This window comes from Gillisella vitis (assembly GCF_001541345.2).
Classification (GTDB): domain Bacteria; phylum Pseudomonadota; class Alphaproteobacteria; order Rhizobiales; family Rhizobiaceae; genus Allorhizobium; species Allorhizobium vitis.
In genome coordinates, this window is sequence record NZ_LMVL02000002.1 from 16,815 (window position 1) to 35,489 (window position 18,675).

An 18,675-nucleotide genomic window follows, 5' to 3' on the forward strand; every position below is an offset into this window, starting at 1 on the left:
AAAGGGGGCCTTTGCCCCCTTTTTTGAATGATGATCGACCGTCTACTTCTCGAGTTCGAACTGCACCACATCGAGCCGTCCGGTTCGAAAGCCGGCGGCGCAGTAATGCAGATAATAGCGCCACATGCGGAAGAAGCGCTCGTCAAACCCCAGTGGTGTAATTTTCGACCAATGGGCAGTAAAGCTCTTGTCCCAGGTGAGCAGAGTGCGCTCATAATCAAGGCCAAAGCGGAAGGTGTCCCGGGTTTTTAGTCCGGCCTTCATCGCCGAGATTTCGAATCGCTCGACGGACGGAAGCATACCGCCTGGAAAAATATAGGTCTGGATGAAATCCGCTTCGCGCTGATATTGCTCAAAGCGGCCCTCATCCAGGGTGATGACCTGAACCACGGCCTTGCCGCCGTCTGCCAGCAGATCGCGTACCCGGTTGAAATAGACCGGCCAGTTTTCCTCACCGACCGCCTCGAACATTTCGATGGAAACGATCTTGGTGAACCGGCCCTGCACATCCCGGTAATCTTCCAGCCTTATATCGCACCGGTCGGCATATCCCGCGGCCTGCATTCGCTGACGCGCATAGGCGGCCTGTTCGGTGGAGAGGGTCAGGCCCGTTACCCGGCACCCGCTGGCGCGAATGGCATGTTCAGCAAAGCCACCCCAGCCGCAGCCGATTTCCAGCACATGATCCTCTGGCCCCAGGGCCAATTGCTCGACGATGCGCTGGTATTTGGCGGCCTGCGCCTCGCCAAGCGGTTGATGGGCGTGCGAGTAGAGCGCCGATGAATAGGTCATCGTCTCATCCAGCCAATGGCGATAGAAGGTGTTGCCGAGATCGTAATGGAAGGCGATGTTGCGACGGCTACCGGCCTTGGAATTGCGCCTCAGCTTATGGCGCAGCAAGGCGAGCTTGCCCAGCAGCGCGGAGGGGGACATCAGCCCATGCCAATTGCCCTCGTTGACAATGGCAAGTTCCAGAAATCCGGCAATATCGGGACTATCCCAGTCGCCGTCCATATAGCACCTGGAAAAGCCGAGCGTTCCCCCCGACATCACCCGCCAGACCGGACGGGCATTGTTCAACTTCAGGACGGCGGAGGGTCCGGCTTCGCGGCCGGTAACGTGATGTTCCTTGCCGTCAGGAAACAGCAGCGTCAGATGGCCATGGGTCAGGCGGCCCGCCCAGCCGCACAGCACCCTTTGCCACAGCGGCGCGGAGGTGAGAGAAAGTGTCGCGGTTTGCTGGTCGGCATGGGTCATGACGGGCTCCTTGCGTTTGCAGCCTCAGGCGGAATGATGGAACTGGCGATTGGGTTCTGCGCCTTGCGATGCCGATGCAATGGCACGCCTTTCACCCAGAGTTTAAGCGCTTCCCAATGGATGGCGCCCATGACTTTCAGTGTCATCAGTGGATAACGCACCAGAACCTTTGCCAAGGCCCGATCATCCAGGGTGCGGCGCTTTCCGCAAAACGATGCATAGAGCAATGGCCCCTGTTCATCGGCTTCGTTGATAGTGACGGTTACAGTGTCGCCCGGCGGCACGATTTTGAACCGGTAGAGGCATTCCATCGGCATGAAGGGTGAAACATACATTTGCTTGGCGCAGGCGTGGCGGATCGAGCCATCCTCTTCCACGCTGGCCGGAATGACATAGGTATGCCGCTCGTGAAACGTATTTTCAACCTCGTAAAGCAGGGCAAGCAGGGTACCGGACGGCTCATAGCAATAATAAAGCGTCAAGGGATTGAAAACATAGCCGAACATGCGCGGATAGCAGAGCATGGTCACTTTCATGCCCTCGGTGTTAAGACCGGCCCGCTCGACATGGTTGGCAACCCAGGCCTTCAAGCCTCCAGGAATGCCCAGGCCATGATCGCGGTCGTCAATCCTCAAGACCGCCCGGCGGTTATATCCGAGAAGCCAAAGCGATTTGTCTATAGCTGGCAGTTCATCGAGATCAACCAGCAGGCAGAACACCTGATATCGTAGGCTATGTTTTTTAGGCCGATGGCGTTGATGCACAACCGCACCGGTGAATATTGCCGATGACCAGCTCATTGCGCAGCCGCCAGGGCCGGTTCGACAAAAATCCGGCCTGATTGGTTTTCCACCGACCACGGACGGGCAATTCCAGACAGTTGTTCGGCAACAGCCAGACCGGACTGAAGGCCGTCCTCATGGAAGCCGCTGCCGAAATGCGCACCGCAGAACCAGGTCCTGTTGCGACCCTGCAATTGCCAGAGCTGGCGCTGGGCGGCGATTGCCTTGGCATCGAAAAGCGGATGGGCGTAGTTGAAGACCTGATGCACCTTGGACTCGTCGATGTCGCGCGAAGGATTGAGGGTTACGAACAGCGGAAGCGAGGCTTTGAGGCCCTGTAACCGGTTCATCCAATAGGTTACGCACAGCGGGCCTTCGCCAGCCTTGCGCTTTTCACCCATATAATTCCAGCTGGCCCAGACCTGTTTGCGTTTTGGCATCAGTCTGGTGTCGGAATGCAGAACGGCAACATTTTTGGTATAATCGAAGCAGCCAAGCAGCGCCCGTTCCAGCCCTTGCGCATCGTCCAGCAGCGCCAATGCTTCATCCGCATGGGTGGCGATAACAACCTGGTCGAAACGATCCTGATAGCCGCTTTGCGTGACGATCTTCACCCCCAGTGCACTGCGGATAATGGCCTTGACCGGATCGTTTGCCCGGAAGTCGGCCTTGGTCGCCTGCTTGATGCGCAGGACATATTCACGGCTGCCGCCCGTCACCGTGCGCCATTGCGGCCGGTTCTTCAACGTGACGAGACCGTGATTGATGAAGAACCGAACAAAGGCATGCAGCGGATAGGCCCGCATGTCGGCAGCCGTCGTTGACCAGATGGCAGCACCCATCGGCAGGAGGTGATCCTCGATAAAGGCACTGCTATAAGCTTCCAGATCGAGATAATCGCCAAGCGTTGCCACTGCCAGGTCTTGGCGCTCGAGCAACAAAGGCGCTTCCCGGTAAAAACGCATGATATCCACCACCATGCGCCAGAAGCGGGGACGAAACGCATTGCTGCGCTGGCCAAGCAGACCCGCCAGCCCGCAGCCGGAATATTCGAACCGTCCCGCATCCAGCGAGGCTGCGAAGGACATGTCCGAGGGTTGGTTTGGCACGCCAAGATGGTCGAACAGGGCAACCAGATTTGGGTAATTGCGGTCGTTATAGACGATAAACCCGGTATCAACAGCCACTGGCCCGTTTGGTCCTGCGACATTGACAGTATTGGCATGACCACCAAACCGGTTTTCAGCCTCGAACACCGTGACATCGAAACCCTTGGACAACAGCCATGCGCAGGACAAACCGGAGATTCCCGATCCCACAACCGCAATGCGCTTTGTGCCTGTGGTCAATTCGCTGTCTAATCCGATCTTCATAAGAGCGGTCGCCTCCCGGTTGTTTGTTTACAGCATTTACGAATGCCAGCGGAGGCTGGATTGCCGGAAGTGGATTTTTTTTCGGGCGGTGATCCAGTTTTCGCAAGAAGGCGTAGAAAGCGCCATGACAATAATCATTTCCCAAGCGGCTCTGGAATGCCACAATAGGACAGTGACGGCCCCGCGCCTTTTCAGGCGCAGCCGGTTGGGTGGGAGATCCGTGCCTTCTGGCGCAAACGGGATGATTATGAAGGCTGAAACTGAAGATATGTCTTCCATGCTCGCGGCAGTTGCTCGCGACCGGAATGTGGAAGCATTCGAAACATTGTTCCGCCATTACGGCCCGCGCGTGAAGGCCTATATGGCTCGTCAGGCGCGTGACCAGCAGGCGGCAGAGGAATTGATGCAGGAAACCATGATGGTGGTCTGGAACAAGGCCGCATTATTCGATCCGGCGCGGGGCAATGTCTCCGCCTGGATTTTTACCATCGCCAGAAATCTGCGGGTTTCGGCCTATCGCAAGCAGAACCGGCCGGAATTCGATCCAAACGATCCGGCCTTCGTGCCTGACGATGTGATGCCTGCCGATCAGGATCTGGAAAGCCGCCAGGACGCAGAAAGGCTGCACAAGGCCATGGGACAATTGCCGCAGGAGCAGTTGGAGCTGTTGCAACGGTCGTTCTTTCACGAAATTCCGCACAGTGCGCTTGCCAAGGAATTTAACCTGCCGCTCGGCACGGTGAAGTCGAGAATCCGCATGGCCTTTGCCAAACTTCGTACCGCGCTTGAAGACCGCTCAGAGGAGGATCGCTGATGACTGTTCACCATCATGTCAGCGATGAATTGCTGCTCGATTACGCCAATGGCAGTCTTGCCGAAGGCTGGAGTATTGCCATTGCCACCCATCTCGCCTTGTGTCCTAATTGTCGCCAGCGCCTTTCGACCATGGAGGCCACTGCCGGGGCGTTGTTGGAGACGGAAAAGCCAGTTGATGCCGATCGTAGCGTCGACCGCTCCTGGCAAGATATGCGAGCAAGGCTGACGGCCTCCGGCGAGCGGACCAGAGAAAGCACCGTAAGCAGGGTTGAGGCGTCGCCGGACGCCACCCACCGGCAGCGCGATGCGATCCTGCCGGAACCGCTTCGCTCCTATCTGGGGCAGGATATCGATGGTTTGAAATGGAAGTCGCTCGGGCGGGGTGCCTATCACATTCCGATCAAGACCCGCGATGGAGAAACCAGCGTGCGACTGCTGCGCATTCCGGCCGGAAAGCCGGTGCCGGAACATAGCCACGGCGGGCGCGAGTTGACGCTGGTGCTGAAAGGCAGCTTCCACGATGGACAGGGGCGGTTTGCCCGTGGCGACCTGGAGGAAGCCGACGAGCAGTTGGAACATCAGCCTATTGCTGAAGACGGCGAAGACTGCATTTGCCTAGCCGTGACCGACGCTCCTCTGCGGTTTAAAAGCCGCCTTGTCCGGCTGTTTCAGCCGATCCTCGGTATATAGCCGACACTCTAAAGGAAATGAAAATCATATGCGCAGCTATGCGATTGCCTATTTTGCCACGGCTGCGGTGTTTTTCACCTTGGATTTCCTATGGCTCAGCAAGATTGCTCTGGGTTTTTACAAGTCCCGCATCGGCGATATGATGCGGGATCAGCCCAATTTTACCGCTGCGGGTCTGTTCTATCTATTTTATATCGTCGGCATTGTTTATTTTGCGGTCGGTCCCGCCCTGCAAAGCGGCAGCCTGGTTACGGCTGTGGTCAGCGGCGCGCTTCTGGGGCTGATCGCCTATGGCACCTATGACATGACCAATCTGGCCACCTTGAAATCTTGGTCCCTGTCGCTCAGTCTGGTCGACATGGCCTGGGGCACGGTGCTGACGGCCACCGCAGCCGGGATTGGCTATCTGATTACCAGCCGGTTCGTCTAAACGTTTCACGTGAGACGTCAGGCGCATTGCACCGCTTTCGTTTTGGATTATGATGAAAGAAAAACGAAAACGGGGAGGGGTGCATGTTTTTGTCTGCCCGGCAATCCGACATTCTCGACATCGCCAAGGCGGAGGGCCGGGTGCAAGTGGATGACCTTGCGCTGCGCTTTTCGGTGACGCCGCAAACCATCCGCAAGGATCTCAACGATCTCTGCGAGACGCGCCGGCTTACGCGGGTCCATGGAGGAGCAATCTTTCCAAGCGGTGCCGAAAACGTTCGCTATGAAGCCCGCCGCTCGATGGCCGCGCCGGAAAAGCAGGCGATTGGCCGGGCTGCTGCCGAATTGATCCCCAGCAATGCATCACTGTTCATCAATATCGGCACGACGACCGAGGCGGTGGGCGAGGCATTGCTTGATCACAAGGACCTGATGGTCATTACCAATAATATCAATGTTGCCAATCGCTTGCGGGTCTTTCCAGGCATCGAGGTGGTAATCGCCGGCGGCGTCGTGCGTGGTTCCGATGGCGGGGTCGTTGGGGAGGCGGCGGTGGATTTCATCCGCCAGTTCAAGGTGGATTATGCGGTGATCGGCGCCTCGGCCATCGATCCTGACGGCGCCTTGCTGGACTACGATTACCGGGAGGTGAAGGTGGCGCAGGCGATTATCGCCAATGCCCGGCATGTGATTCTCGTGGCCGATTCCTCCAAATTCGAGCGCGCCGCCCCGGTGCGCATTGGCCATCTCAGCCAGGTTCACACCTTCATCACTGATGTCTGCGATATCGAGGGTCTTGCTGCTATTTGCCGTGAGCATGACGTGCGGTTGATCGAAGCATTCCGGGGCCCATAGCCGCCTGATCAATAGAGATTGCTAAACTTTCGTTTGACATTCGTTTTAAGTTCGTTTTAGCTATATCCAGTTTCGCATACGCACTATAATGCTGCATTGCGAAAGGGAGAGAAACGTGTCCGGCGATCCTGTCTTCGACATATTTGTTATTGGTGGTGGTATTAACGGCTGCGGCATTGCCCGTGACGCCGTCGGGCGTGGCTATAGTGTTGCGCTGGCGGAAATGAACGATTTCGCCTCTGGCACATCTTCCGGCGCCACCAAGCTGATTCACGGCGGGTTGCGCTATCTTGAACATTATGAATTTCGGCTGGTGCGCGAAGCGCTGATGGAGCGCGAAGTGCTCTGGGCCATGGCGCCGCACATCATCTGGCCGATGCGTTTCGTGCTGCCGTTCCACAAGGGCGGTATTCGTCCCGCCTGGTTGATCCGGCTGGGCCTGTTTCTCTACGATCATCTGGGTGGCCGCAAATTGCTGCCCGCCACCAAGACCTTAAACATGCGCAAGGACAAGGCGGGCAAACCGCTGAAGCCATTGTTTACTCGCGCCTTTGAATATTCGGATGGCTGGGTCGATGATGCCCGTTTTGTCGTGCTGAATGCCCGCGACGCTGCGGATCGTGGTGCCACGATCCTCAGCCGCAACCGCGTTATCGGCGCGCACCGGGATGGCGATCTCTGGATCATCGAGGTCGAAGACCGCGCCAGCCGCGCGCGCAGCACCTACAAGGCGCGGATGCTGGTCAATGCGGGCGGGCCATGGGTCGATAGCGTGCTATCCAATGCGGTCGGCAGAAATAATGTTCACAACGTGCGGCTGGTGCAGGGCAGCCATATCGTGGTAAAGAAGAAATTCGATGATCCTCGTGCCTATTTCTTCCAAAATCCGGACAATCGCATCATCTTCGCCATTCCCTATGAAACGGATTTCACCCTGATCGGCACCACCGATCAGGATTATCAGGGCGATCCGAAGGATGTGAAGATTTCGAAAGGCGAGGTCTCCTATCTTTGCGATGCCGCCAGCGAATATTTTGCCGAGCCGGTCCGGCCCGAGGACATTGTCTGGTCCTATTCGGCTGTGCGGCCGCTCTATGATGACGGCGCTTCCAAAGCGCAGGAGGCCACCCGAGATTACGTGCTGAAACTGGAAACGCCGGAAAAGGCAGCGCCGCTGCTCAACGTGTTCGGCGGCAAGCTCACCACCTATCGGCGTCTGGGTGAGCATGCACTGGAAAAAATTGGCGAGGCGATCGGCGTTAAGGGCAAGCCTTGGACGGCGACCAGCCATTTGCCGGGCGGTGATTTTCCAGCAACCGGCTATCTGACGGAAGTGGAGAGGCTGCAAAAGGCCTTTCCGTTCCTGGAGGATCGGTGCGCGCGCCGGCTTGTAAGGTGCTATGGAACCTTTGCCACGACGATCATCAATGGCGCCAAAAGCCTGGAGGGGCTGGGGCGCTATTTCGGGGGAACCCTGTATCAGGTTGAAGTCGATTGGCTGATTGCCCGTGAATGGGCGGCAACAGCGGAGGATATTCTCTGGCGCCGCACCAAACAGGGCCTGTTCCTGAGTGCCGAACAGGCACAGGTGCTGGAAGACTATATCGAGGAGGCGCGGGCGGCCTGACAGGCCAAGCGCGCAAGAGGGAGAGCTGCATGAGGACCTGGACCGTATCGGTCGAAGGGTTCGAAGGCGGCAAATACAAAAATGATAGCGGATGGATGTGTCGGTTCCGACGCAGACCGTTGTCATTGTCGGCGGGCGGAGGAGGCCTGACGCACAATGCTGGAATTGCGAAACCTGTCCAAGGTGGTGGCGGGGGATGTTCACATTCATCCCGTCAACCTGACCCTGCAACGCGGGTCGCTGAACGTTCTGCTTGGGCCGACCCTGTCGGGCAAGACATCCTTGATGCGGCTGATGGCCGGGCTGGACAAGCCGACATCCGGTTCCCTGCTGTTTGATGGCAAGGACGTCACCGGTGTGCGGGTGCAGGACCGGTCGGTTGCCATGGTCTACCAGCAGTTCATCAATTATCCGGCCCTCAGCGTCTACGAAAACATCGCCTCGCCGCTCAGGGTGCGCAAGGTCGATAGGGCCACCATTGATCGCGAAGTGAAAAAAGCCGCCGAGCTTTTGAAGCTGACGCCCTATCTGGAGCGCACGCCGCTCAATCTCTCCGGCGGCCAGCAGCAGCGCACGGCGCTGGCCCGCGCCATCGTCAAGCAGGCAAGCCTGGTACTGCTGGATGAGCCGCTGGCCAATCTGGATTACAAGCTGCGTGAGGAATTGCGCGAGGAATTGCCGAAGATCTTTGCCGAACTGGGGGCGATTTTCGTCTATGCGACGACCGAGCCGTCGGAAGCCCTGCTTCTGGGTGGATACACCGCAACGCTGTCGGAAGGCCGCGTCACGCAATACGGCCCGACCATTGACGTCTATCGCCGCCCGGCAGACCTGAAAACTGCCCGAACCTTTGCCGATCCGCCGTTGAACACTGTTCAGGCCATCCGCCGCGAGGGCCATTTCATGATCGGCGGCATTCCGGTTCTGACAGTGCCGAGGCACCTTTCGCATGTGCCGGAGGAGCCGTTGACGCTGGGCTTTCACCCGCATCACTTGTCGCTGGCGAGCGATGGTACAGGTGCTCTCACGGCCCGCTCGATGATCTCGGAAATTTCCGGCTCGGAAAGCTACATTCATCTCGACTATGCCGGGGAGCGCTGGGTGATGCTGGAGCATGGTATTCACGATATCGAACCGGGCCGCGACGTGCAGGTTCATCTCGATACCCGCCACCTGATGGCCTTCGATGCCAATGGCCGGGCGCTTGCTGGAAAGCTTGAAGGACAGGGGGAATAGACGATGGCCCGAATTTCCCTCGATCATATCCGCCACGCCTATGGCCCGAAGGGGCTGGCCAATCCGCTCTATGCGCTGAAGGAAGTGCATCACGAGTTTGACGATGGCGGTGCCTATGCCTTGCTCGGTCCCTCCGGCTGCGGCAAGACCACCCTGCTCAACATCATGTCCGGCCTGTTGCAGCCTTCGGATGGGCGCATTCTGTTCGGCGATAAGGATGTGACGCAACTGTCCACCGAGGCGCGCAACATTGCCCAGGTGTTCCAGTTTCCCGTCGTCTACGACACCATGACGGTTTACGACAATCTGGCCTTTCCGCTCAGAAATCGGCGTGTGCCGGAGGCGGAAGTCGATGCCAGGGTGCGCACCATTCTGAAGATGATCGATCTCGAAGCCTGGGCCAAGCGCAAGGCGCAGGGTCTGACCGCCGACCAGAAGCAGAAGATCTCGCTTGGTCGCGGATTGGTGCGCTCCGATGTCAATGCCATCCTGTTTGACGAGCCGTTGACGGTGATCGATCCGCATATGAAATGGATGCTGCGCGCCCAGCTCAAGCAATTGCATCGGGAATTCGCCTATACCATGGTCTATGTCACCCATGACCAGACGGAGGCCCTGACCTTCGCCGACAAGGTGGTGGTGATGTATGATGGACAGATTGTCCAGATCGGTACGCCAGCCGAATTGTTCGACCGCCCGAAACATACATTCGTCGGCTATTTCATCGGCTCGCCGGGCATGAATGTGCTAGCCGCCGGCATTGATGGCGATACTGCGATGATCGGTGGAGAGCGGGTCGCTCTGCCGGGCCGTCCGGTCATTCCCGGAGAAGCGCTCACCGAGCTTGGCATTCGCCCGGAATTCATTCGCCTTGGCCGCGAGGGCATGCCGGTGCAGATTTCCAAAGTCGAGGATATCGGTCGCCAGAAAATCGTGCGCGCCCGTTTTGCCGAACAGCCGATTTCTATCGTGCTGCGGGAGGATGCCGATATTCCCACTGAGCCGAAGGTGAGCTTCGATCCGGCCGCCATCAATATCTACGCAAATTCCTGGCGGGTCGATTTCGCCGGTGCCGGATTGGGAGGGGTACGGCCATGAACAAGACCTGGAACAACAAGGCCTGGTTTCTGGTGTTGCCGGTTCTGCTGCTGGTGGCTTTTTCCGCTGTCATTCCGCTGATGACGGTGGTGAATTATTCGGTGCAGGACACGTTTGGCAATAACGACTTCTTCTGGGCCGGTTCGGACTGGTTCACCCAGACCCTGCAATCGGAACGGTTCTGGGATGCGCTGTGGCGCAACCTGATCTTCTCGATGATCATTCTCGCCATCGAAGTGCCGCTTGGTATCCTGATCGCGCTGAACATGCCGAAGACCGGACTTGGTGTGCCGGTCTGCCTGGTGCTGATGGCTTTGCCGCTGCTGATCCCGTGGAATGTGGTCGGCACCATCTGGCAGGTGTTCGGACGCAGCGATATCGGCCTGCTCGGCTATACCCTCAACGCCATCGGTCTCGATTATAATTACGTGGCCAATCCATTCGATGCCTGGGCGACAATTGTCGTCATGGATGTCTGGCATTGGACCAGCCTTGTCGTGCTGCTGTGCTATGCCGGTTTGGTGTCGATCCCGGATGCCTATTACCAGGCGGCGCGGATTGATGGCGCCTCGCGCTGGTCGGTGTTTCGCTACATCCAACTGCCGAAGATGAAGCAGGTGCTGCTAATTGCCGTGCTGCTGCGCTTCATGGACAGTTTTATGATCTATACCGAACCTTTCGTCGTCACCGGCGGCGGGCCGGGCAATTCCACCACTTTCCTGTCGATCGATCTGGTGAAAATGGCACTCGGCCAGTTCGACCTCGGACCCGCAGCGGCCATGTCGATCATCTACTTCCTGATCATTCTGCTGCTGTCCTGGGTCTTCTACACTGTCATGACCCATAGCGACGCCCAGAACGCGTCAGCACCGAAGGGAGACTAAGCCATGAACAACAGCCGATCCCTTCGCCCGGTGCTGATTGTCAGTCTCTACATTTTGTTTTTGTTGCTGCCGATCTACTGGCTCGTCAACATGAGCTTCAAGACCAACCAGGAAATCCTGAGCTCCCTGACGCTCTATCCGCATGAGCCGACGCTGAAGAATTACATCACCATTTTCACCGACCGGTCCTGGTATTCGGGCTATATCAACTCGATCATCTATGTGGTGCAAAACATGGTGATTTCGGTCGTCTGCGCTCTACCGGCTGCCTATGCCTTCTCGCGCTACCGGTTTTTGGGCGACAAGCACCTGTTTTTCTGGCTGTTGACCAACCGCATGGCGCCGCCTGCGGTGTTTGCCCTGCCGTTCTTCCAGCTCTATTCGGCCTTTGACATGATCGACACGCATATTGCGGTGGCGCTGGCCCATTGCCTGTTCAACGTGCCGCTGGCGGTGTGGATTCTGGAAGGTTTCATGTCCGGTATCCCCAAGGAGATCGATGAAACGGCTTATATCGATGGCTATTCATTTCCCCGCTTTTTCGTGAAGATCTTCATACCGCTGATTGCCTCCGGCATCGGGGTCGCGGCCTTCTTCTGCTTCATGTTTTCATGGGTGGAACTGCTGATCGCCCGCACGCTGACCACGGTTGATGCCAAGCCGATTGCCGCTGTGATGACCCGCACTGTGTCTGCCTCTGGTGTGGATTGGGGTCTGCTGGCCGCCGCCGGTGTGCTGACGCTGATCCCCGGTGCGGTGGTGATCTATTTCGTCCGCAATTATATCGCCAAGGGCTTTGCCCTCGGTCGCGTCTGAGGAGGAGGACACGATGAACCTGTCATGGATGGCCTGGACCACGCCCACGGCGCTGTTCTTCATCACCATTCTGGCGTTGCTGATCGCCCTGTCGGTCTGGGAATATTTTTCGCCCGGCGGCAATCCCCGCGTCGGCATACTGCGGTTCGAGACGACACGCGGCGACAGGCTATTTGTGTCGCTGCTCGGCTCCGCCTTCATTCATCTCGCATGGTTGGGGCTATCCAGTCTCAGCCTGTGGTGGGCTCTTGGTCTTTCGGTCATCTACGCCATCGGCGTGTTCCGGACGGTTTAAAAGCTCAGTAAATACGCCTGCAATCGCAAACTCTGGGAGGACATGATGCGAAAGCACTTAATGACGACAACAGCGGCGATGCTGTTGGCCATGACCGGCGCCGCCTATGCCGGGATGGATGAGGCCAAGCAATTTCTCGATCAGGAGATCAAGGGGGAATCCTCGCTGTCGCGGGCGGATCAGGAAAAGCAGATGCAATGGTATGTGGATGCGGCCAAGCCCTTTGCGGGCATGGAAATCCATGTCGTCTCCGAATCGCTGACTACCCATGCCTACGAATCCAAGGTCCTGGCGCCGTGGTTCAGCAAGATCACCGGCATCAAGCTTATTCACGACGTCATTCAGGAGGGTGATGTCGTCGAGAAGATCCAGACCCAGATGCAGACCGGTCAGAACCTGTATGACGGCTGGGTCAACGATTCTGACTTCATCGGCACCCATTGGCGCTATGGCCAGGTTCGCAACCTGACCGACTGGATGACGGGCGAGGGCAAGGATGTCACCGATCCGATGCTGGACCTCAAGGATTATATCGGCCTGTCCTTCACGACAGCGCCGGATGGCAAGCTCTACCAGCTTCCCGACCAGCAGTTCGCCAACCTCTATTGGTTCCGCTACGATTGGTTCAACGATCCGAAGATCAAGGAAGAGTTCAAGAAGGAATACGGCTACGAGCTGGGTGTGCCGGTCAATTGGTCGGCCTATGAGGACATCGCCAAATTCTTCACCGGCCGCGAGATTGGCGGCAAGAAAGTCTATGGCAGCATGGACTATGGCAAGAAAGACCCCTCGCTCGGCTGGCGCTTTACCGATGCTTGGCTGTCGATGGCCGGCAATGGCGACAAGGGCCTGCCGAATGGCAAGCCCGTCGATGAATGGGGCATTCGCGTCAATGACAAGGACCAGCCGACCGGTTCCTGCGTCGATCGTGGTGGTGACACCAACGGGGCGGCCTCGGTCTATGCCGTTACCAAATATCTGGAATGGTTGAAGAAATATACACCGCCAGAAGCGCAGGGCATGACCTTCTCCGAATCCGGCCCGGTTCCCGCCCAGGGCAATATCGCCCAGCAGATCTTCTGGTACACGGCCTTTACCGCCGATATGGCCAAGCCCGGTCTGCCTGTTGTCAATGACGATGGTACGCCGAAATGGCGCGTCGCACCGTCGCCGCATGGTTCCTACTGGCATGAAGGCCAGAAACTCGGCTATCAGGATGTCGGCTCCTGGACATTGATGAAGTCCACGCCAACGGACCGGGCCAAAGCTGCCTGGCTCTATGCCCAGTTCGTTACCTCGAAAACTGTTGACGTGAAGAAAAGCCAGACCGGTCTGACTTTCATCCGCCAATCCTCAATCATGGACAAGACCTTCACCGACCGCGCGCCGAAACTCGGCGGTCTGGTGGAATTCTACCGATCACCGGCTCGCGTCCAATGGACGCCAACCGGAACCAATGTGCCTGATTATCCGAAGCTGGCGCAATTGTGGTGGCAGAATATTGGCGATGCGGCAGCCGGTGCCAAGACCCCGCAGGAAGCCATGGATGCCCTGTGCAAGGCCCAGGAGGGCATTCTCTCCCGTCTGGAACGCGCCAAGGTGCAGGGCGAATTCGGCCCCAAGCTGAACGAGCCGAAGGACGCAGCCTATTGGGAAAAATATGCCAAGGACCACGGCAGCTTGGCGCCGCAGCCCAAGCTGGCCAACGAAAAGGAAAAGCCGATCACCATCAATTACGACGAACTGGTGAAGAGCTGGCAGAAGTAAGAAACATCAATGATCGATGCCGCGCATAATGACGCGCGGCATCGAAAACTTTCTTCACAGCAGCAAAATACGGTACAAAAAACGCCCGGCAATGTTGCCGGGCGTTTTATCTAAATCATGCTTTTCCCCTGCCGCGTTTACGACAGCGGGCGATCAATTGGTCGGCAGCGCGACCGGATTGTCTGACTGGTTGTGCAGATACACCAACAGGTTGGCGCGGTCCTGTTCCTTGGGAAGTCCTGCAAAGCCCATCGCTGTGCCTGCCACGAATTTCTTTGGCGCGGTCAGGAAGTGGTTGAGGTTTTCAAAGGTCCAGTGTTCCGAACTGCCCTTGGAGAAATCCTTCATGCCGGCCGAATAGGCAAAACCTTCATGACTGGCGACAGGCCGGTCGACAACGCCCCAAAGGTTTGGTCCGACCTTGTTGGCTCCGCCCTTGTCGACGCTATGACAGGCTGTGCATTTCTTGAAAATCGCTTCGCCAGCCTTGACGTCTGCCGATGCCAGCAGTTCGGCAATCGGCTTGTCGGCTGCGGCTGGTGCCGCACCTTCGCCGCCGCCAGCGGCAGGCGCTTCGGCAGCCACGATGGCATAGCCTTCCTTTTCGGGGTTCGGCGCGTGGAAAATCCCCTCCGACGCAATGGACACTGACATCAGTACGAAGATTGTACCAAGCAATGCGCCTGCTCCCATATTCATGTAGGAATTCATTGGTTATCGCTCCCCATGCAGTCCGCGCAGTAGAAATCGGACAAGCCTCCATCTAAGAAAAGGCTAAGACTTTTGCTTGACAGTTGCAACCCGATTATGCTCCCCCGCCCTGAGACGTTTTGCCACTTACCTCGTTGCTTTCCCCCGCTGCTTTCAAAGGCGAATACCGATGTCTGACCATACACGCTTCAAGACCCTGGTTCTCATTCCTGCCCGCATGGCCTCCACCAGGCTCCCTGGCAAGCCGCTGGCCGATATTGCTGGTCTGCCGATGATCGTCCAGGTGGCAAAGCGTGCAGCGGAAGCCAATGTCGGACGTATCGTCGTGGCGGTGGATCATCCTGACGTGTTCGCCACGGTGACGGCAGCCGGTTTTGAAGCCGTGATGACCGGCGAGCAGCATCAATCCGGTTCGGACCGCATCCATGAAGCGCTGATGACGGTCGATCCGAAGGGCGAGGCCGAGATCATCATCAACGTGCAGGGCGACCTGCCCACCATTGACCCGGAGACGATCCGTGCCGCCCTTCGGCCCCTGGAAGATCCCGCAGTTGATATCGCCACGCTGACGGTGGAGATCGAGGATGAGGCGGAAAAGACCAATCCCAACGTGGTGAAGGTCGTCGGTTCGCCGCTGTCGGACAATCGCCTGCGGGCGCTCTATTTTACCCGCGCCACCGCCCCCCATGGCAAGGGGCCGCTTTATCATCATATCGGCCTCTACGCCTATCGCCGTGCCGCGCTGGAACGGTTCGTGGCGCTGTCTCCCTCGGTGCTGGAAAAGCGCGAATCGCTGGAACAGCTACGGGCGCTGGAAGCAGGCATGCGCATTGATGTCGAGATTGTCGATACTGTGCCGCTTGGCGTCGATACAGCGGCGGATCTCGAAAAAGCCCGCGCCATTCTGGCTGCAAAATAAGGATAAACTCGTGGTCACGCTCACCAACAAGATCTCTTTTCAGGGCGATTATGGCGCCAATTCCGACATGGCCTGCCGTGACATGTTCCCGGATATGGAGCCGCTGCCATGCCCGACGTTTGAGGACGCTTTCATGGCGTTGGAAAATGGCGAGGCGGATCTGGCGATGATCCCGATTGAAAACACGCTGGCTGGGCGGGTCGCCGATATTCACTATCTGCTGCCGCTGTCACGTTTGAAGATCATCGGTGAATATTTCATGCCGATCCGTTTCCAGCTCATGGTGCTGCCGGGCGTCAAGGCTGAGGAGATCCGCACGGTTCACAGCCACATCCATGCGCTCGGCCAATGCCGCAAGATCATCCGCAGCCATGGCTGGAAGGCCGTGGTGGCGGGCGATACGGCAGGGGCCGCCAAGCAGGTTGCGGAACTGGGCGACCGCTCCATGGCGGCATTGGCGCCGCGCCTTGCCGCCTCGCTCTATGGTCTGGATATTCTCGCCGAAAATGTCGAGGATTCAGAAAACAACATCACCCGTTTCGTCGTGCTGTCGCGCGATGAGGTGGCGTTGACGCGGACAGCTGAGGACGAGCGCTTCATCACCACCTTCGTTTTCAATGTCCGCAATATTCCGGCAGCGCTGTACAAAGCCATGGGTGGTTTTGCCACCAATGGGGTCAATATGACCAAGCTGGAAAGCTACCAGATTGGCGGCAAGTTCATTGCCACCCAGTTTTATGCCGATATCGAAGGCCATCCGGAGGATGCACCGGTCAAGCGGGCGCTGGAGGAATTACGCTTCTTCTCCGAGAAGGTTCACATTCTCGGCGTCTACAAGGCCCACGCCATGCGCGGAAAATTTTAATATGGAATGAAAGCAATGGCGGCGGGGTGCTGCCATTGCTCTGCGCACTCAATATTTCAGCGAATAGCCGATCTTGTAGAGCGGCTTTTTCGAATCATGCGGCGTGCTTGGCGCCTGTGCCTCGACGGCCTGCATGGAAGACGGCAGTTCAAACGGCAGCTTGCCCCGTGCCTTCTGCTTGCCCTCGATGACGTTGAACAGCGCTTCGTCACTTGCGCCGAAATTGCCGATCAACGCCTTTGTCTGGTCCTTCAGATCGGTGAGAATACTCGGGCGTGACAGAAACACCGTGGCAATAATCGGTGTCTTTCCGGCAATGGCGGTCACGGCGTCGTAATCGGGGTTGCCGGGCTTGAAGGACAGGTCGCCTTCCTCGTGCCGCGCTCCGAAGAAGTAATTCGGGTGCAGGCGCTCAAACGGTGCCATCAGACGGACAAGGGCAAAATCGGCCTCTTCCGGTCTTGTCACCACCTGATAACCGCGCTTCTGGGCGATAGCGGCATCGACATTGAAAAGATAGACCTTCTTTCCAGGCTTGACGGGAAGGATTTTCCCCTTGTTTTGCAGAACAACCATGGCGCGGGCCTGGGCCTTTTCGCCCTCGGCGACAAAATCCGCATTGCCAACGATGTCTTTGGCTTTTTGCGGGTCGGCATAGGGGTTTTCGAACAAGCCCTGCTCGAATTTCTGGATCAGCAACCCCTTGGCAGACTGATCGATCCTGATTTCGCTGACTTTCTTGTCTTCGACGGCTTTCACCAGGATATCGGAATTGGCGACGCCGCCGAATTGGTCGATACCGGCGTTAACCGCCTTGGCAAAACGGTCCTCGCGGCTGAGATCCTCAACGCCCCAGGGCATGCCGAATGTGTCAGGCCGGATGATCGGGGTGTCGCCTGGCTTTTCGCCATTCAGGCATTCATCCTTGCAGTCATTGGTAATCAGCCAGTCGCTGACCACGACGCCATCGAACTTGTAGCGCTTGCGCAGCAGATCCGTCAGCAATTGCTTGCTATAGCCTGCCGCCACGGGCTCCAGGGGTTTGCCATCAAGCTTGACGCCATCGACAATCGAATAGGTCGGCATGATGCCCGCCACCTTGGCGGCAAAGGCACCCTTGAAGGGTATGACATGCTTTTCAAAGTCCTTGGCCTTAAAAACCACATGGCGGCCATAGGAGTTATGGCCATCAAAGCCTTGCGGTGCTGCGCCATAGCCCACCCAATGCTTGGCGACGGCGCTGACGCTGCCGGGTTTCAGACCCTTGGTGCCGTTCTGGAAACCTGCGACATAGGCTTCCGCCATGCGCCTGGAAATCTGCGGATCTTCCCCGAATGTGCCGGTCGAGCGTGGCCAGCGTGGTTCCGTGGCAAGATCGATTTGCGGTGACAGGGCCTGCTGGATGCCGACGGCGAGATATTCCTGCCGTGCGATATCGCCGAACCGGCGCGTCAGTTTCGCATCGTCGAGCGCGCCAAAACCTAGGCTTTCCGGCCATTTGGAGAAACCACCGCTCTGGGCCGAAGCGCCCAGCACATATTGGAAATGGTTACGCGGGTCGGTGCTGATCGTCAGCGGAATGCCAAGCCGGCTTGCCTCGGCAATCTCTTGGAGCTTGTTGTTTTCTGCGGCCAGCTGTTCGGGCGGTAGGGATAGCCGGGTAATATAGGTGGCAACCTTGGCATCGTTGATCAGGGGCTTGATCCGCTCCAGATCATACCCGCTGCCGCGTCCCTGTCCGGCCTCCGATCCGGACGCCAAAGCCGGTGCCGTCCCATGCATCATCAACCCGGCCTTTTCGATCAAACTCATCTGGCTGACCAGGTCGCTTGCCCGCTCTGCCGGAGAGCGACGCCAGTCCTCATAAGGGTCGAGGCGGCCGTTGCGGTTAAGGTCCTTGAAGGTCTTTCCATCGACCGTGAGGATCGCGGCGGAACGGGCGACGACGATAGGATGGTTTTGCGCGATGGCAACAGACGCCATCAGAATGGCGCAGGACGCCAAGCTAAACATTTTCATCGATGATTTCCTGAATTGATGAATTTTCGCCGAAAAACGGGCCAAAAACGGATTGCTGAAAGGCCGAGTGGAACGCCTATCGAGGCACAGCTCGCCGTTTCACCGTGGCGTTGGGTTTTGAAAGCAAAGATATATCCTCCCTCGAAATAGGCTAATTCTATCGCGTGTGATGTTTTGCTTCATCGTCCGTTGACCCCTCCCATCGGACGATGACATCACATTCGCTTACCATAGCC

At 57.6% G+C, this 18,675-nt stretch carries 18 protein-coding genes; 13 read left to right on the forward strand and 5 right to left on the reverse strand.

The features are described from left to right. Positions 1-42: 42 nt before the first annotated feature. Genes ASB66_RS04870 through ASB66_RS04880 form a run of 3 tightly spaced genes read right to left on the reverse strand, consistent with a single transcriptional unit; the run spans position 43 to position 3,412 of the window. Positions 43-1,257: an SAM-dependent methyltransferase gene (locus ASB66_RS04870; RefSeq protein ID WP_060719450.1), complete on the reverse strand. Its 1,215-nt coding sequence runs from the start codon at positions 1,255-1,257 to the stop codon at positions 43-45. After that, the gene (locus ASB66_RS04875; protein ID WP_060719449.1) at positions 1,254-2,057 is read right to left on the reverse strand and encodes a DUF1365 domain-containing protein; all 804 of its coding nucleotides are present in this window, start codon (positions 2,055-2,057) and stop codon (positions 1,254-1,256) included. Before ASB66_RS04875 ends, ASB66_RS04870 begins: the two co-directional genes overlap by 4 nt. Then, positions 2,054-3,412, reverse strand: a complete 1,359-nt coding sequence (locus ASB66_RS04880) for an NAD(P)/FAD-dependent oxidoreductase (RefSeq protein ID WP_060719448.1) — start codon at positions 3,410-3,412, stop codon at positions 2,054-2,056. The genes ASB66_RS04875 and ASB66_RS04880 overlap by 4 nt, the downstream gene beginning before the upstream one ends. A gap of 247 nt (positions 3,413-3,659) precedes the next feature. Between ASB66_RS04880 and ASB66_RS04885 the strand changes: the two genes are divergently transcribed. The 11 genes from ASB66_RS04885 to ASB66_RS04935 all read left to right on the forward strand — a co-directional run bounded on the left by ASB66_RS04885 (position 3,660) and on the right by ASB66_RS04935 (position 13,925). Next, positions 3,660-4,226 (forward strand): sigma-70 family RNA polymerase sigma factor, encoded by a 567-nt coding sequence (locus ASB66_RS04885; protein ID WP_234613425.1) that lies wholly within the window; start codon positions 3,660-3,662, stop codon positions 4,224-4,226. Further along, a complete protein-coding gene (locus tag ASB66_RS04890) occupies positions 4,226-4,918 on the forward strand; it encodes a ChrR family anti-sigma-E factor (protein ID WP_060719447.1) in 693 nt (230 codons plus the stop codon). The genes ASB66_RS04885 and ASB66_RS04890 overlap by 1 nt, the downstream gene beginning before the upstream one ends. Before the next feature lie 28 nt (positions 4,919-4,946). After that, complete coding sequence (locus tag ASB66_RS04895; protein WP_060719446.1) at positions 4,947-5,348, forward strand: DUF2177 family protein; 402 nt, start codon at positions 4,947-4,949, stop codon at positions 5,346-5,348. 83 nt (positions 5,349-5,431) lie between these two features. Further along, on the forward strand, positions 5,432-6,202 hold the full coding sequence (locus ASB66_RS04900; protein ID WP_060719445.1) for a DeoR/GlpR family DNA-binding transcription regulator: 771 nt from the start codon (positions 5,432-5,434) through the stop codon (positions 6,200-6,202). An 88-nt stretch (positions 6,203-6,290) separates the two neighbouring features. Further along, a complete protein-coding gene (locus ASB66_RS04905; RefSeq protein WP_060719444.1) occupies positions 6,291-7,829 on the forward strand; it encodes a glycerol-3-phosphate dehydrogenase in 1,539 nt (512 codons plus the stop codon). A 156-nt stretch (positions 7,830-7,985) separates the two neighbouring features. Further along, the gene (locus ASB66_RS04910) at positions 7,986-9,065 is read left to right on the forward strand and encodes an ABC transporter ATP-binding protein (protein WP_060719443.1); all 1,080 of its coding nucleotides are present in this window, start codon (positions 7,986-7,988) and stop codon (positions 9,063-9,065) included. Between the two features lie 3 nt (positions 9,066-9,068). Next, entirely contained in the window at positions 9,069-10,163 is a 1,095-nt protein-coding gene (locus ASB66_RS04915; RefSeq protein WP_060719442.1) for an ABC transporter ATP-binding protein, read from the forward strand. Then, positions 10,160-11,047, forward strand: a complete 888-nt coding sequence (locus tag ASB66_RS04920; RefSeq protein ID WP_060719441.1) for a carbohydrate ABC transporter permease — start codon at positions 10,160-10,162, stop codon at positions 11,045-11,047. Before ASB66_RS04915 ends, ASB66_RS04920 begins: the two co-directional genes overlap by 4 nt. A gap of 3 nt (positions 11,048-11,050) precedes the next feature. After that, a complete protein-coding gene (locus ASB66_RS04925; protein ID WP_081089146.1) occupies positions 11,051-11,863 on the forward strand; it encodes a carbohydrate ABC transporter permease in 813 nt (270 codons plus the stop codon). Between the two features lie 13 nt (positions 11,864-11,876). After that, the gene (locus ASB66_RS04930; RefSeq protein WP_060719440.1) at positions 11,877-12,158 is read left to right on the forward strand and encodes a DUF2160 domain-containing protein; all 282 of its coding nucleotides are present in this window, start codon (positions 11,877-11,879) and stop codon (positions 12,156-12,158) included. A gap of 45 nt (positions 12,159-12,203) precedes the next feature. Then, the gene (locus tag ASB66_RS04935) at positions 12,204-13,925 is read left to right on the forward strand and encodes an ABC transporter substrate-binding protein (protein WP_060719439.1); all 1,722 of its coding nucleotides are present in this window, start codon (positions 12,204-12,206) and stop codon (positions 13,923-13,925) included. A 153-nt stretch (positions 13,926-14,078) separates the two neighbouring features. Here ASB66_RS04935 and ASB66_RS04940 read toward each other — a convergent pair whose 3' ends face one another. Further along, positions 14,079-14,636, reverse strand: a complete 558-nt coding sequence (locus tag ASB66_RS04940) for a c-type cytochrome (RefSeq protein ID WP_060719438.1) — start codon at positions 14,634-14,636, stop codon at positions 14,079-14,081. Between the two features lie 169 nt (positions 14,637-14,805). Between ASB66_RS04940 and ASB66_RS04945 the strand changes: the two genes are divergently transcribed. Then, positions 14,806-15,555, forward strand: coding sequence for a 3-deoxy-manno-octulosonate cytidylyltransferase (locus tag ASB66_RS04945; RefSeq protein ID WP_060719437.1), 750 nt, complete (start codon positions 14,806-14,808; stop codon positions 15,553-15,555). Positions 15,556-15,565: 10 nt separating this feature from the next. Then, positions 15,566-16,420, forward strand: coding sequence for a prephenate dehydratase (locus ASB66_RS04950; RefSeq protein ID WP_081089145.1), 855 nt, complete (start codon positions 15,566-15,568; stop codon positions 16,418-16,420). 48 nt (positions 16,421-16,468) lie between these two features. Here ASB66_RS04950 and ASB66_RS04955 read toward each other — a convergent pair whose 3' ends face one another. Beyond that, positions 16,469-18,439 (reverse strand): glycoside hydrolase family 3 protein, encoded by a 1,971-nt coding sequence (locus ASB66_RS04955; protein WP_060719436.1) that lies wholly within the window; start codon positions 18,437-18,439, stop codon positions 16,469-16,471. Positions 18,440-18,675 lie beyond the last annotated feature (236 nt).